This window comes from Psychromonas arctica, assembly GCF_036697365.1.
In the GTDB taxonomy this organism is placed as follows: domain Bacteria; phylum Pseudomonadota; class Gammaproteobacteria; order Enterobacterales; family Psychromonadaceae; genus Psychromonas; species Psychromonas arctica_A.
This window is the reverse complement of record NZ_JBAHZA010000008.1, coordinates 85332-101541: the sequence shown is the minus strand read 5'-3', so window position 1 is coordinate 101541 and position 16210 is coordinate 85332. Positions and strand designations below refer to the sequence as shown.

At 35.7% G+C, this 16210-nt stretch carries 13 protein-coding genes; 5 read left to right on the top strand and 8 right to left on the bottom strand.

From position 1 onward, the window contains the following. Positions 1-5 precede the first annotated feature (5 nt). From V5290_RS10815 to V5290_RS10790, 6 genes are read right to left on the bottom strand one after another with little or no spacing between them, the layout of a single operon-like run. Positions 6-1004 carry a bile acid:sodium symporter family protein gene (locus tag V5290_RS10815; RefSeq protein WP_333385310.1) on the bottom strand — a complete coding sequence of 333 codons (999 nt, stop codon included), beginning with the start codon at positions 1002-1004 and terminating at the stop codon, positions 6-8. A gap of 36 nt (positions 1005-1040) precedes the next feature. Beyond that, positions 1041-1859 carry a MurR/RpiR family transcriptional regulator gene (locus V5290_RS10810; protein WP_333385307.1) on the bottom strand — a complete coding sequence of 273 codons (819 nt, stop codon included), beginning with the start codon at positions 1857-1859 and terminating at the stop codon, positions 1041-1043. 3 nt (positions 1860-1862) lie between these two features. Further along, the gene (locus V5290_RS10805; protein ID WP_333385304.1) at positions 1863-2591 is read right to left on the bottom strand and encodes an amino acid ABC transporter ATP-binding protein; all 729 of its coding nucleotides are present in this window, start codon (positions 2589-2591) and stop codon (positions 1863-1865) included. Next, entirely contained in the window at positions 2578-3228 is a 651-nt protein-coding gene (locus V5290_RS10800; RefSeq protein WP_333385301.1) for an amino acid ABC transporter permease, read from the bottom strand. The genes V5290_RS10805 and V5290_RS10800 overlap by 14 nt, the downstream gene beginning before the upstream one ends. A 12-nt stretch (positions 3229-3240) precedes the next feature. Continuing rightward, a complete protein-coding gene (locus V5290_RS10795; protein ID WP_333385299.1) occupies positions 3241-3909 on the bottom strand; it encodes an amino acid ABC transporter permease in 669 nt (222 codons plus the stop codon). Between the two features lie 13 nt (positions 3910-3922). Beyond that, positions 3923-4714, bottom strand: a complete 792-nt coding sequence (locus tag V5290_RS10790; RefSeq protein WP_333385296.1) for a transporter substrate-binding domain-containing protein — start codon at positions 4712-4714, stop codon at positions 3923-3925. Positions 4715-5109: 395 nt separating this feature from the next. Here V5290_RS10790 and V5290_RS10785 point away from each other — a divergent pair, with 395 nt between their 5' ends. Beyond that, positions 5110-6630 carry a carbon-nitrogen hydrolase family protein gene (locus V5290_RS10785; RefSeq protein WP_333385293.1) on the top strand — a complete coding sequence of 507 codons (1521 nt, stop codon included), beginning with the start codon at positions 5110-5112 and terminating at the stop codon, positions 6628-6630. A gap of 646 nt (positions 6631-7276) precedes the next feature. Further along, entirely contained in the window at positions 7277-8347 is a 1071-nt protein-coding gene (locus V5290_RS10780) for an OmpA family protein (protein WP_333385290.1), read from the top strand. A 179-nt stretch (positions 8348-8526) separates the two neighbouring features. Here V5290_RS10780 and V5290_RS10775 read toward each other — a convergent pair whose 3' ends face one another. Next, positions 8527-9171: a TetR family transcriptional regulator C-terminal domain-containing protein gene (locus V5290_RS10775; protein ID WP_333385287.1), complete on the bottom strand. Its 645-nt coding sequence runs from the start codon at positions 9169-9171 to the stop codon at positions 8527-8529. Between the two features lie 396 nt (positions 9172-9567). After that, the gene (hpxO, locus tag V5290_RS10770; protein WP_333385284.1) at positions 9568-10722 is read right to left on the bottom strand and encodes an FAD-dependent urate hydroxylase HpxO; all 1155 of its coding nucleotides are present in this window, start codon (positions 10720-10722) and stop codon (positions 9568-9570) included. A gap of 453 nt (positions 10723-11175) precedes the next feature. Between hpxO and V5290_RS10765 the strand changes: the two genes are divergently transcribed. From V5290_RS10765 to V5290_RS10755, 3 genes are all read left to right on the top strand, one after another. Continuing rightward, positions 11176-13077 (top strand): sensor histidine kinase, encoded by a 1902-nt coding sequence (locus V5290_RS10765; protein WP_333385282.1) that lies wholly within the window; start codon positions 11176-11178, stop codon positions 13075-13077. Positions 13078-13102: 25 nt separating this feature from the next. Then, on the top strand, positions 13103-13522 hold the full coding sequence (locus V5290_RS10760; RefSeq protein ID WP_333385279.1) for a response regulator: 420 nt from the start codon (positions 13103-13105) through the stop codon (positions 13520-13522). An 80-nt stretch (positions 13523-13602) separates the two neighbouring features. Then, a complete protein-coding gene (locus tag V5290_RS10755) occupies positions 13603-16194 on the top strand; it encodes a putative bifunctional diguanylate cyclase/phosphodiesterase (protein WP_333385276.1) in 2592 nt (863 codons plus the stop codon). Positions 16195-16210: the final 16 nt, after the last annotated feature.

The window sequence follows — 16210 nt, the reverse complement described above, 5'->3', positions numbered from 1 at the left end:
TCCTTTTAAATCGAGGCTTTAGTTACTGACTCTGCTTGTGCTGCGTAACGACTAGCCAACATGGCACAGTAAAAAATTTGAATTGGGTGATATAGCATGATCGGTAATAAGATCATGCCCAGTTTAGGGTCACTCCCAAAAATAACCGTTGCCATTGGAATGCCAGCCGCCAAGGTTTTTTTAGTTCCACAAAAGACTGCTGCAACCTCATCTGCTAATGCAAACTTACTGCGGCGAGCTCCCCATTGAATAAGGTGAACCATGATTAATAAAATCACTACGCATAAGACAAATACAGTAATTAGCATCTCTAATGAGAATGAACTCCAGATACCATTGACGATAGAGTCACAGAAAGCGTTATATACAATTAATAAAATCACATATTTATCGACCTTATTAACAATTGATTTATGTTTCTCTGCAAATTTTAATAATAGAGGGCGTGCTAATTGCCCCAAAATCATCGGCAATAGCAGTAGTTTTGAGATAGAGATAATAGAGGCCATTAAATCTAATTCAACACCTTCAAAGCCCATGAATAATTGAATTAACAATGGCGTGATAAAGATACCTAAAATACTTGATAAAGAAGCATTAAATATTGCGCCAGGTACATTGCCTTTACCTACACTTGTCATTGCTACTGAAGAAGATATTGTGCTTGGTAAAACAAATAGATAGCAAAAACCAAAAGCAAGTGCAGCAGGCATATAAGCTAAAAATAGATCTCCGAAGATCACCCACAATAAAGGATAAGCAACGAATGTAGCGACCTGAATATAGATGTGCATGCGCCAATTACTAATACCAGCTTTAATTGCTGTAGGAGACAATCCTAAACCATGTAAAAAGAAGACAATGGCAACACCAATCCCTGTTATTTTGTCGAGGTGAATAAGACCTCCGCTTTTCCCTAAGTCAGCACTTACTGTAGCAAGCGCAATTGCTACAACCATACCAACTAAAAACCATTCTTTTTTAAGCTTATTTATAATATTCATATTAATTTAACGACCTTGTTTTTATCATGTTATTGATTACTCTAATTCATTGAGATTAGCGTAATTAGCACTTATTTTACTGCTGACTTTAGTAGCGTTTCCTTTTAGAAGTTGGTAAGTATTATTAACTAGATGGGCGATTAAACTACTCGGCACAGCATAGCTATCTAGCGGTGTTTCGTTATTCATGTGACACACTAAAAGGTGTGTTGCCTGTCCTGCATATTTTTGTCCGGATTGATCTGTGATTAGTAATACTTTGTTACTCTGTAATTGTTCAAGTAACTTTGAAAATTTCTTTACTCTACGTCTAATACCGATGATGACGACAAAATCATCCTCATCTATAGAGGCGAGATCTTCTCCGATGGTTTGTCCTGGAACAGGTAATAGCTCTACATGTCCACGACATTGCATAAGCTGCTGACGAAAATGCATTGCTAATGGATAACTGTTGCGGTATCCAATCACTTTGATTCGCGGTGCTTTTGCAAGTTGTTCAGTAATAGGTTGCAGAGAAGTACTTTCTAATTGATTTTTTAACTGTTGTAGCCCTTGAATGTCTTGATGAAAATCGCAGTCTTCATGCAGCGCAGTCAAAACAGGCTCACCACTTTCTCGTACTTCTAATAACTCATTACGTAACGATAAATGATCAGCATAACCGAGGCGACGTATGAAACGGCTGACACTGGTTTTTGAAACTGCACAGGATTCAGCAATTTCATTTGTCGACATGATCAACACTTTTTCTGGATTAAGTAACAAGTAATCGGCTAAACGACGACTATTTGGTGTTAACTCCGCGTAATGGCGGTTAATACGATCAGTAAGAGAGTGGTTGTTGTTTGTCATTGATTACCTTACAGCTGCAAGAAAGCTTTTTAATTCTTCCGTTTGTGGGTTTGCGAAAATTTCATCACTGGCACCAGTTTCCCAAACCTTACCTTGATTCATGAATACAACTCGATCACCTACATCTCGAGCGAAATTCATTTCATGTGTTACTAAAATCAGTGTCATACCTTCAACTTTTAATTGCTCTAAAACTTTTAATACTTCGCCAACCAGCTCAGGGTCTAAGGCTGATGTAATTTCATCACATAATAAAACTTTAGGAGACATAGCTAAAGAACGTGCAATGGCGACTCGTTGTTGTTGTCCGCCAGATAAGTTTCCAGGGTAAGCTGAAAATTTATCTGATAATCCCACTTTTTCCAGTAGCTCTTCTGTTAATTTTTGACTTTCTATTGCAGATTTCTTCAACACGAGCTTGGTCGCGAGCATTACATTCTGCCCCACTGTCATGTGAGGAAATAAATTAAAGCTTTGGAAAACCATTCCTACACTACGACTTAATAAACGTAGCTTGTATTCATCATCTTCAACAGATTGGTTATCAACAACAACCCCACCTTTTTGATATTGCTCTAGACCATTCATACAACGAAGAAGTGTGCTTTTGCCTGAACCACTTCTACCTATAATAGAGACAACCTCACCTGCTTCTACTTTAAGATCAATACCTTTTAAAACATGGTTGTCACCATAATATTTATGGACTTTATCCAGACTAACGAGCGGCATGATTTTTTTTCTCCAAATAACGAGCTAATAAAGATAGTGGAAAACAGATTAAAAAGTATAAAAGTGCCACAAACGCAAACACTTTAAATGGTTGAAAAACGGCGTTGTTGATCATGGTGCCTGCTTTAGTTAGTTCTACGAAGCCGATCACAGAGGCTAGGGCGGTTCCTTTTACAATTTGAACAGAAAATCCGACAGTAGGAGCAATCGACATTCGCATGGCTTGTGGAACAATTACATAACGCATGGTTTGTAAGTAACTTAACCCTAATGTGCGGCATGCTTCCCATTGACCTTTTGGCAATGCTTCAATACAACCTCGCCAAATATCATGGAAAAACGCACTACTAAAAAGAGTCAGTGAAATAACTGCTGCACTCCATGCATCGACTTCCAAGCCAATTAGAGACAGCCCAAAAAAGGTCAGGAATAATTGCATTAATAAGGGAATACCTTGAAACACTTCAACATAGCCTTGGATTAAGCGTGTAATCACAGTGTTTCGCATGCTTCTTAATAATGTTAATGCTAAGCCAAATACTCCACCGCCTAGAAACGCCATCAAGGACAATAAAATAGTCCAGCGAGCAGCTAGAAGAAGGTTTCTTAAAATATCCCAATCAGTAAATTGCATCATTTTAGAATCCTCCTATAAAGATGGGTTTTTGAAAGTTAAGCGTTTAACTAATGCAAAAGTTTGACGCATTAAAATAGCTAGTAATAGATACACTAATGCAGCGACTATATAGGACTCAAAACTTAAGAAAGTACGAGACTGGATAAAGTTTGCCGAGAAGGTTAACTCTTCAACTGAAATTTGAGATACAACTGAAGAACCTAACATAACGATGATGCATTGACTGGCAATGGCAGGGTAAACTCGTTGATAAGCTGGCGGTAAAATAATATGCCAAAAAACCTGACGTCGAGTTAGCCCTAAGGTTTGCCCTGCTTCCCATTGCCCTCTAGGGGCTGCATCAATACCGGCTCTAATTATCTCTGTACTATAAGCACCGAGGTTAATGACCATTGCAATAACACCTGCCTCCCAAGCAGATAATTTAAAACCTAAAGCGGGTAGTCCAAAAAAGATAAAAAATAGTTGTACGATAAAGGGGGTATTGCGGATAACCTCAACATAGCAAGAACAAATTGTTCTTAACCATGCATCCTTACTAATGCGGCCTTGAGCGCATAATGTACCGAGGAGTAGCCCGCCTAAAGTGGAAATTACGGTTAATTCTATTGTTGCCCATAATCCTGCCGCAAATTGCGGCAGGAAAGGAACTAAACTTGGAAAATCAAGTTGGTAGCTCATAATTATGTATAACCTATGACTTCAAATCAGCAGGGAAAGGTGCTTTTAACCACTTTTGCGATAAGTCCTCTAAAACATCATTTTGTTTTGCTGCTTGAATTAAGCGATTAACTTCTGTTAATAACTCATCTTCACCTTTCATAACGCCTACATAACATGGTGAGTTATGAAGTAAGAACTTAGTTTCAGGTGCTTTATCTGGGTAACGAGTTGCAATTTCAGTGACGACTAAGTTACCCGTTGCAATTAGGCTAACTTGACCCGATAAAAATGCAGATAATGTGCTGTTATTATCTTCAAAACGTTTAATGGTTGCACCCTCTGGCACTAGTTTACTTAATTCTAAATCCTCAACTGAACCACGTGTTACACCTACTGTTTTATCGGCTAACCCAGCCGCATCTGTTACATCTTCTGATGCAGTACCAAATACACCTAAGAAAAATGGTGCGTAGGCTTCACTGAAGTCGACTACTTTTTCTCGAGCAGGGTTTTTACCCATACTTGAGATAACTAAATCTACCTTGCCTGTTTGTAAATAAGGGATACGGTTAGCACTAGTAACCGGAATAAGTTCTAACTTAACATTAAGTTCTTTTGCTAAATATTTAGCCATATCAATATCATAACCCTGCGGCTGTAAATCTGTCCCAACAGACCCAAAAGGTGGAAAGTCTTGTGGCACAGCTACTTTTAGTACCGATGCTTGTTTAATGTCCGACAATTTATCTGCTTGCACTGAATTAGCAGAAAAAAGCAATGTTGTTGATAAAACCACACTAGATAGAACCTTTAAAAATTTCATCTTTTATCTCCATGTTTTATAAAATGAAACGATTGAAACTAATCGGTTTTATTCTGCAACGATTGTGCCACTTAGTTTGTATATTTAAAAGATCTTTTAAAACATTAACTTAGTTTCTGTACGTTAGTTAAATAGAAAAATTGTTCTCAATTTATCTTAATCTGGTGCAATCGTTGCACTGTTTGAGGGCAATTATGGTTGTTTATTTATGCAGTATTAGAGGAGGGATATAGAATACATAAAGGTGTGTTTATTAATGTATTTCAATAGTATATTGAAGTTTAACAATCGATTTAGGTAATAAAGTAAGCACTCTATATGGCGCCTTTTACAGGCGCTGTATATGCCAGTTGAGTAGATTCGAGTTAAATATTTAAATTTTAGTAGGTCTTATCATGCAAAATATAGAAAATATTGAATTGTCATTATTAAGCCTTGATGATTATCAAGAACTTAAACAAATTATGATTGAAGCTTATACCACATTAGATGATCCCTACCGAGAAGAGCATCAAATTAAGTTTTTAATTGATAAGTTTCCTGAAGGGCAAGTTGTTATAAAAGTAAATGAACAGATTGCTGGATGTGCGTTGTCGATTAAAGTGGATTATGCTGCCTTCGATGATAGCCATACTTACAACGAAATTACTGGTAACGATACCTTTAACACACACCGTAGTTATGGTGACACCTTATACGGTGTGGATGTTTTTATTAAGCCTGAGTTTAGAGGGTTAAGATTAGGTAGACGTTTATACGATTACCGAAAAGAGTTATGCGAAAGAGCAAACTTGAAAGGCATCACTTTTGGTGGGCGCATCCCTAATTACCATAAATACTCTGAACAAATTTCACCGAAAGAATACATTGAGAAGGTAAAACGTAAAGAGATACATGACCCGGTATTAAACTTTCAAATATCTAACGATTTTTACCCTGCCAGAATTATTAAAGGTTACTTGGAAGGGGATAAAGGCTCCAATGACTACGCTGTGTTACTAAAGTGGAGCAATATTTATTATGAAAAGCCAAATAAACAAACCATTCCAACTAAAAAATTAGTACGCCTTGGATTAATTCAGTGGCAAATGCGTCCTTATAAAGACTTTGATGAGCTCATGGAGCAAGCTGAGTATTTTGTGGATGCAGTAGCAAGTTATCATTCTGACTTTGCACTTTTTCCTGAGTTCTTTAATGCGCCGTTAATGGCTGAAAACAATCATATCAGTGAGCCACAAGCAATTCGTGAATTAGCTAAATACACGGATACGATAGTGCAAAAGTTTACTGATTTAGCGATTAGCTACAACATTAATATAATTACCGGCAGTATGCCTGAAATAGTTGATGACCGACTGTATAATGTTGGGTACTTATGTCGTCGAGATGGTACCAAAGAACGCTTTGAAAAATTGCACGTTACTCCTGATGAAACGAAAGTATGGGGTATGGAAGGAGGCCACCAACTTAAAGCCTTTGATACTGACTGTGGAAAGATAGGCATATTAGTGTGTTATGACTCAGAGTTTCCAGAATTAAGCCGTATCTTAGCCGATGAAGGAATGGATATCCTATTTGTTCCTTTTTTGACTGATACTCAAAATGGTTACTCTCGTGTTAGAGCTTGTTCACAAGCCCGTGCCATTGAGAATGAATGTTATGTTGCTATTGCCGGTGGAGTAGGGAATTTACCTAAAGTACACAACATGGATATTCAATACGCACAATCAGCTGTGTTTACACCTTGTGATTTTGCTTTTCCTGCTAATGGTATTAAGGCCGAAGCAACCCCAAATACTGAAATGATTTTAATTGCAGATGTAGATCTTTACTTATTAAGGGAACTCCATCAGTTTGGTAGTGTCAAAAACTTGAAAGATAGGCGCACCGACCTATTTAAATTAGAAAAACGCTAATTATTTCGACAAGTAAAAATACCAAACGGCTATACAAATTAAAAATAGCTTGTTTATTTTTTACTAATATAGATATCAACCTAACTAACAGTGGTCGCGATAACTCATTGCTTTTACATGTTTAATAGAGGTAAGTCATATTTATACTAAGTGCGTAAATAATAGTGAACTAAATTGATAGTTGGTACGTATTTCTTTTGGGGCGGTTATCTACTGCTCAAAAGTTCTTTAAATATTGTATAAAGTGTTATGACTTTAAAGACTTTACTTTTATAATAGATTGTTCTTATGAAACGCTGCTTGGTCAGAGAGTTATGTTTTTGTTTGTTATGCTTTTTTATGCAAAAACAATTGATTATTTTTACCTCTTTTTGGTTATTGCTGGTCTGTTTTATTAATATATTTTTTATTTCGTGAGAAAGTATTTATATACTAACTGTCATAAAATAATTAGATATATAGAACTTTTTTAAAGGACCTTTGTGAAGTGTTATTTATTTAGCCTTCCCAAATATTTAATTTGCAAACAAATTTTCAACATGATATTTTTTGTTAAATTTTTTATTTTTTTGTTGTGCTTGTAATCACATTTAATTAAATATTTAAATGCTTTATCGGACAATTAACTAATCAAATGGATATAGAAATGATGAAACATAAAACCTCTCTTCTTGTTAGCACGCTTTTACTTACTCAATTTAGCGCTGTTAATGCTGCAGACCAACCAGATGCTGAGACACTAGTTGGTAACTACTACGGTGGTATTCATGGTGCATACATGAAAGCTGATAATGACCGTTTAGACCCATCAGACAACCAATTCACTCGTTCAGGTGGTATTGGTGTTGAATTAGGTTACCGTCTGTCTGCACCTGTAGAGCTTCGTTTATCTTACACGCGTTTTGCTGCTGAGTTACATGAAGGCGACAACATTCAAGGTATTAACAAATACAGCTTAGATGCACTGTACTTCCCAACAGAGCAAAATATCTACGTACTTGGTGGTGTTAATGCATTTGATTTTGATACAGACACAGAAGCAGCTGTTAACGCTGGTTTAGGTTACCGTCAATACTTTACTGATCAGTTCGCAGGTTACTTAGAAGGTAAAGCCAACTACCAATTCGAAGATAAGCATACAGATGCAATCGCACAAGTTGGTCTAGTTTATTTCTTCGATACTAACGAAAAAGTAGTTGCTGTAAAACCAGAGCCTGCACCATATGTAGCACCTGCTCCTGTAGTTGTTGACACAGATAAAGATGGCGTTGTTGATGGTGTTGATCAATGTCCTGCTACACCAACTACCGATAAAGTAGATGAAGTAGGTTGTACTGTATTTGAACAAGAAAGACTTTCTTACCGTTTAGCTGTTAACTTTGATAACAACAAAGCTGTTGTAAAACCAGAGTACTACTCTGAATTATCAGATGTTGCTGCTTTCCTTAAACAATACCCGCATGTAGACATCACTGTTGATGGTTACACTTCAGTATTAGGTAAAGCAAGCTACAACCAACAGCTATCTGAAAAACGTGCTGTTGCAGTTGCTAACTTATTAACATCTGAATACGGTATTGCTTCTTCACGTGTAACGCCAGTTGGTCACGGTGAAACTAACCTGATCGATTCAAGCAACACTGCTGAAGCTCATAAAATGAACCGTCGCATTGAAATCAACATCAATGAAACGCGTAAAGTTGCTGTAGAACGTTAATTCTTACTAAGTAACTATTTAAACCCTCTAAATTATTAGAGGGTTTTTTTTTGCCCATTATAAATAGTTCTTATCTTTTTCTTATTCCCTACTTAGTTATGTTTTCTGTTGAGGCGCTTCTTTTCAAAGTTATTAAGCTATATACGATTGCTAGTATGTTGCTAGGCTTAGCTTATAGTTTATTGATCTATTGGTTTTTTACTCGCTGTGAGGCCGCAACCAGATAGCACCATATCGCATAAAAAAGCGCTGATATCATTAATATCTTTTTGCAAATATTGTGGTTTATCTGTAATGATTAATAACTCCGCTTGGTAAGTCGCGTAATGTTGTGTACTGGACCAAATTAAAAAAATTAACTTTTCAGGATCAACTTTTTTCATTTTTCCTTGTGTAATCCAACTATTGATTATTTTGCAGCTTTCTTTAAGCCAAGTTCGAGTTTCTATTCGTAAGTATTCGTTAAGGTTAGGAGCCCCTTGTATGATCTCTGCCGCAAATATTTTAGATGCATTAGGGTAGTGTATCGCTTGTTCTACTTTGCTGTGTATGTACTGCTCAAGCGTTTTGGCTGGGTCGTCTTGCTCGCTAATTTCAGTGAACGCTTGATTCCAAATAGATATAATATTCTTGAGTAGTGCATCGTACAATTTTTCTTTGCTAGAGAAATAATATAATAGATTAGCTTTAGGTAGCCCAGCTGCATCTGAAATCGCTTGAATACTTGTGCCTTTGTAGCCATGTTTAACAAATTCAGTTTCAGCAGCTTGTAATATTATTTGTGTCTTTTCGGCTCTTATTCTGCCTTTGTTACTTTTCCTCATGACTGTTCCTGTAGGTATGAGTCTATTTTGTAAGTATATGAGATGATAATACACGGGTTTTATAACGGCTTGTAGTCACTATATTTATACCAATTACATTAAATAAGTGATCTAAATTTTACGCCGGAAAAATGACTGAGTTCAAGGTGTAATTTAAATTAAATAGTTGTTCTATTTGCGAAAATTACAACGAAGAAATAAGTTGTTTTAACAAGTAAAATAGATCAGTTAATTAGTGTGATTGGTATTAATTGAAATAAGTGAATAAAAAAGCTTTTATTATTTATATATGGTGGGTGTGAACATGCTTAAAAACAGATGACTAATTACTGAATATAAACATGCTCGTCGGTTGAATAATGAATTTTAATACTGATAGATCAAGGTATCGACTATTTAGCCTAAAGGCCCGCTAGTAATCGTTTCTTTTAAGCCTGCCATTATATTTTCGCCTGTCTCTTTTTTAAGATCTTGATACCATGATTGAGTGACTTCCATATCAACACCATGCGTTACATCGCAACGTTTGCGTGCTTTAAGTACTAAATCTTTAGCTCGTTGATTTCGCTTGGATTGGTAGCTTAATAATGCAGTACGAATATCTTTGCTTGTAGCAAAAGCTTGCCCTAGAACAACAGCATCTTCCATCGCGGAGCAACCTCCCTGACCGATATCTGGAGTAGTAGGGTGGGCTGAGTCACCCAATAAAGCAATGCGTTGATCTACATAGGTAGTGAAAGGTTCTGCATCATGAATCTCAATACGATTAGTGGTTGATGGGTCAATAGATTGAATAAGTTTTTGTACAGGCTCAGCCCAGTCTGAGAAATAGCCGTTAAGATCATCTTTTACGGTGCTGCGATCTTCTGCCAAACCTAACGGTAAAGGGACATCAAAAAAGAAATAGAAGCGGTTGTCGGCTATAGGCATTAAGGAAATACGCTTTCCATCGGCAACAAAGGTTGTCCATTGGTCTGCAGGTGCTATCGATGTATCAACGTCGATTAATCCATTCCAATTTACATAACCCGCATAACGTTTTTCAATAGAGTGCCCTAATACAAAGGAACGTACAGCAGAGTTAGCACCATCAGCTGCAATCATAAAGTCACCATGAGCAGTACTACCATCGGTAAAGTAGGCGGTAACACCTTGCTGATCTTGTTCTACACGTTCAATGCGTTTATCAAATTGAATTTTATTTTTGCCCCAATGCTCGATCATCATAGATTGCAGATCAGCACGTGACACAGGACATGGTCGTTCACCAACTTCTTTAATTAGTGGAGCTAGGCTAAATTGCGTCATTATCGCTGCGGTTTTACCGTCCTGATAAGCCATATTCAGCATCGGACCACCCAACTTATCCATAATATGACCCATACCAAGGTGATTCATACATTTCACACCGTTACACCAAACAGAAATAGCAGCACCCACTGGTTTTATCTCTTTTACTGCTTCAAATACTTCACATTCAATGCCTTGTTGTTTAAGTGATACTGCTGCTGAAATACCGCCGATACCCGCGCCTATTATTAATGCTTTCATGATATTTCCCTTTTTAATGCACTGTTATTTAAATTCTGGTGTATTGGTATTAACTAAATGCTGTCTTTAATTTATTGATTACTAATACATTGCTTTAATATGAGTACTGCAACCAACGTGCCAATTAGGAAAAAGTCTAAAACCATTTACTTACCAAGTGGTTAGTTTTTTGTTGATGATTTAATCTAGCTATTTCTGCTACATGATAGTGCGAACTGCTCTGACTTTGTGCATTATCTGATACAGCAAGTCAGGTGATGTAAGTGCTATAAAAGAAATACAGAAATAAAAGGAAAGAATTTCCTATTATACTTTCAAATAGGTAGGGTTTTTAGTGCTATACTTTTAATTGATTAATTAATGTAAAATCACTTTTTAGTAACTTAAAGCATTTCGAACGCTTTTGTTTTTAAATTAACCTAGAATTTTCTCTTATTTTTAAAGGATCTTTCATTGAAAAAAGTATTCCTAAAGTCGCTTACGGTTGCTGTACTGGTAAGTTTAATTGGTATTTTAAGTACTTATTCTATTTCCTTAAAAGTAGCGAGCCAATTAAAGTCTGAAACCTCTTTAAAAATTGAAAGTACTGCAAAGCAGGTTTTAACCTATCTTCAAGATTCTATTGATAAATCACTGAATGAACTACGCGGTTTACAAGCATTTTATAGCATCGAAAAGGAAGAGTTATCACAAGTCGATTTTAATCGTTATATGGATATTTTAGATATAAAAAGCCGCAACTATATTCAAGCGTTAAGTTGGGTTCCTTTAATAAAATCAAATCAAAAAAGTGAATATTTAGCGCGATTAAGAAATGAACATCCTAATTTTAATATCGTAGAAAGAGATGAAAACAACCAGTTAATTGTTAGCCCAGAGAGAGATGAATATACGCCAGTGACATATTTCAGCTCTATTAAAACAAATAAAAAAGCATTGGGGTTTGATCTAAGCAGTAATGAAATTCGTCGTCAATCACTAGAGCTAGCTCGAAATAGTGGAAAGATGGCAACCACAGGAAAAATTAACTTAGTCCAACAAGCAAAAAATCTTACTGGTGCGTTGATTATCGCGCCAGTTTATAAAAAAGGTTTTGAGATAGATACTCAAGAACAGCGTATAAATGCACTTCGAGGCTATGTTACAGGTGTATTTAAAATTAACATTTTGATGGAAAGTGCTAAACAATATGCAGATATTAAAGGGCTAGAGCTCACGTTGTTAGACATTGATATTGATAAGGTCGACTTGTTATATGGACCTGAGACCAAGTCTAATTTCTTTAGTTATGATTTAAAAGTGCCGGAACGACAATGGCAGCTGCATGTTTCTTTACAGCAACAATTATTAGATAGTGTAGAATCACCTTCCGTTATTAAGTGGATTTTAGCTGGCGGTATTGCGATTAGTCTGTTATTGGGAATCGCCATTTATGCTCTTCTTGTTTCTATTGAGCGGGCGAGAAGTATTATCCATTTAAGTGAGCAATTAAAAACTCAAAATAGTAGTTTAGAGAAAAAAGTAACGCAACGTACACAATCTTTAGCTGATAAAAATTCACAGCTTAAAGAAAACGTGGACATGTTGGAAAAGCAACGGATATTACTTTCACGTCTAATGAAAGAAGCAGAACAAGCAAAAGTTGATGCACAATCATATGCGGAAGATTTAGCTCGTTCCAATAAAGAGCTTGATGAGTTTGCTTATGTGGCATCTCATGATTTGAAGGCTCCATTACGTGGCATAGAACAGTTGGCTACTTGGGTAATGGAAGACATAGAAGAGGGAGATTTAGAAGAAATTCCAGACCACCTTAAAATGATGAGAAATCGAATTGGTCGTTTAGAGAGCTTACTAAATGATTTATTAGAATACTCTCAAATTAACCATCGTTCAGATAGCGTATCTGAAATTGATAGCCGTGTATTAATAAATGAACTTTTTGTTTTAGTTTCACCTCTAAATAGCTTTTCTTTAACCATCGACGATCAAATGCCTGTTTTTTCAACATTCCGAGCGCCTTTCGAACAGGTAATACGTAATTTTCTGAATAATGCTATTAAGCATCATCACAAAGACCAGGGCGAAATTCAGGTGAGTTGCTTAGATAAAGGTGAATTTTATCAATTTAGTATTAAAGATGACGGACCTGGTATTTCTGAGCAATACCAAGAAGAAATTTTTAAAATGTTTAAAACATTAAAACCTCGTGATGAAACAGAAGGCAGTGGTATGGGGTTAGCGTTGATTAAAAAAATAGTTGAATATTATAATGGGCATGTTGATATCGAGTCTGCTGAAGGTAAGGGCTGTATCTTTTATTTCACTTGGCCTAAGAAAGTGATTGAACAATAATTTTTATGTAAAAAGGCAAGTATTTATGGATTATAGCGAAGTAAGCGTTTTATTAGTCGAAGATGATGATATCGATGCTAAAGCAGTAGAAAGAGGTTTTAAAAAGTTAAAATTTGCAAATGAGATTGTCAGAGCGAAAAATGGTTTGGATGCTTTAGCCTTGTTAAGAGAGCCGGGAGCCTTAACAAGACCTTATCTAATTTTATTAGATTTAAATATGCCTATCATGGGCGGAGTAGAGTTTTTAAAGGAAGTTCGTCAAGATGAGAAGTTAAAAGACTCTATTATTTTTGTGCTGACTACATCATCTGCGGATCAAGACCTCGTCGCTGCTTATAACGAGAATATAGCTGGTTATATTGTTAAATCTGATGTTAAGGCTGGTTTTGATAAAGTCATTAAATTACTGGATTGTTATTGGCGGGTCGTTATGCTCCCAAAATAAGGTATTGAAGTTAAATCGTTTTTATATATTTAAAATATTGTCTATTACTATCAATATATCTAAGTTAGAAAGGGGTTTTGTTGAAATTACAGCAAATTACTAAATCCAATAACTACATTTTGGAGCATTGTGTAGAGAAACTCTCTAGAATTAATCAATCAGATTATGCTCTAGGCTTTTTGGTTGATGATGAACTGGGTACACATCATGTTAATTTAGAGTCACGTGTTGTAATTACACCTGATATGCTGTTTGAGCCCATTAAAAATGAGTTAACCAAAGATCTTACTGATTATTTTCTAGCTAAAGATTGTGTGCCTGTACCTTATTTTTTTGACAACAAAGCAGAAGTTAATGACGGATTATTGAGTAATAAGTACATTGACAATCTACGTTATATTCCTATTGGTGAAAACGATAATATTTATGCCATTATAGTGCTAGTAAACATAGAGTTATCTGTTCGTTCTAAAGATTTAATTGATGTCACTCCTTTTTTATTAGCAACTATCACGCTTTTAAAGAATCAGAAAATTCGCTTAAAACCTTCAATCCCTAGACCAGTAGAAAATAAACTTAGTGCCTCATCTGATAGCCAAAGCCAACTTATTCTTGAATCTTTATTAAAAAACACTTTTCATCCCGCTTTTATTTTTAATGAAGAATTTAAAGTTCTAAAATCTAACCTCGCATCTCAAAGGCTTTTTAATTCTAATTTAGAACGTGGGTGGCCTTCTATTGACAAGTTAATCAATAGAACCTTACCAAGTATCGCCTTTCGGCTGTTGACTGCCATTACTAAATTCTTTTTTTTAGGCCATTTAGAAAAACAACAATGGGAAAATATCGAATTAGTTTTGAATGAGCACCAGTCTATTTATGTCGATATCCACCTGTTTGATGTGAGTTATTTGAATAGCCATTGTTTTGGTTTAATGATTAATGAAAGAACAGAAGTTACTGTCAATCAAGAAATTTATAATGTTAGTGTTCAGCGATTTAATGCGTTAACTAGCGTAGTACCTATGGCTATATTGCAAACAGACAAAGATTTTAATTGCTCATATGTTAATAAAACATGGGCTAAATATACTCTTCAAAATGAAGATCAAGCATTAGGACAAGGTTGGCTTTCTGCTATTAAAAATATTGATACGGATGATTTGTTATTAGAAATAATACGTGCTATTTCTCATTCCAATAACTTCAAAAGTGAATTAGAACTCATCTCGATCACAGGACGCAGTTTATGGGCTTCTATCAATGTTGTGGGGTTGTTTAATGACAGGTTTGAAGTAACTGGCTTCATTTTCACTATGCTAGATATTTCAGAAGAAAGATCGCATTCAAAAAAATTACAAAAAATGGCAAATTATGATCACTTAACTGGCCTATCTAATCGAGCCTTTTTTACTGACAGACTTACATTAGCTCTTGCTCGTGTCCCACGTCATGGTATTAGTGCATTAATGTTTTTAGACTTAGACAGATTTAAAAATATTAATGATACGTTAGGTCACCATATAGGCGATTTAGTGATTCAAGAAGTGGCAAAGCGTTTGAAATCAGTCGTTCGTGATGAGGATTCGATAGCTCGTTTGGGAGGCGATGAATTTGCGATTATCTTTACCGATTTAATGACAGAAAGCGTTATTGCTCCGATTGCGAATAAAATAGTAACCGCCATTAATCTACCTTTCAAAGTCGAAGGGAATGCAATGGTGCTTTCTTGTAGTGTCGGCGTTGCTATTGCGACTGAGCATAATGTTGAATCTAGTGATATTTTAAGAAAGGCAGATTTAGCTTTATATCAAGCAAAAGATTCTGGAAGAAATCAGTTTTGTTTTTATGAAAGTTCACTTGAAAAGGATTTATCATTATTAAATTGTCTCACTGCAGATTTAAATAATTTAAATCAATCTGGGTTTTCATTTGTATTACAGCCTTTAATTCAAGCTGTCACTGAAAATATAATAGGTTTTGAGGCTTTAGCACGTTGGTCAAATAATGAATTAGGGGTTATTGGTCCGGATACCTTTATTCCTACTTTGGAAGAGAATGGGTTAATCCAAGTTTTTTCTGAGTGGCTATTTTATCAAGTCATTGCACAAACTAAACTCTGGATCGCACGCAACTTATTGACTTTCCCGCAAAAAATTAACCTTAATTTGTCTGTTAAACAATTACACTTTATTGAGTTTGCTGATTCAGTAATTGCCTTATTTAAGAAAGAAAAAGTAGACCCGAGTTGGTTCACGTTGGAAGTCACTGAAACGGCTTTTATACAAGATCCAGCTATTGCTGGAGAGAATTTAAGAAAGCTCAAAAAAGCTGGTTTTTTAATTGCGCTTGATGACTTTGGTACGGGGTATTCATCTTTAGGGTTATTGCGTCAAATGCCACTAAATTATATTAAAATTGATAAAAGTTTTGTGATGGATATTTTACGAGATGATGAGGCTGAAAAAATAGTCTTAGCAATTATCGGACTAGGAAAAATGTTAGACCTAGGCCTAGTAGCCGAGGGAGTTGAAGATGCTGACACTAAAGATTGGTTAGTGGCACACGGTTGCTTATGTCATCAAGGGTATTACTTTCATAAACCATTAACACAACAGCATGCATGCGATTTATTGAGAAAGCATAAAGATATCGAAATGTTAGCGACTTAATAGTAATCTATAACAT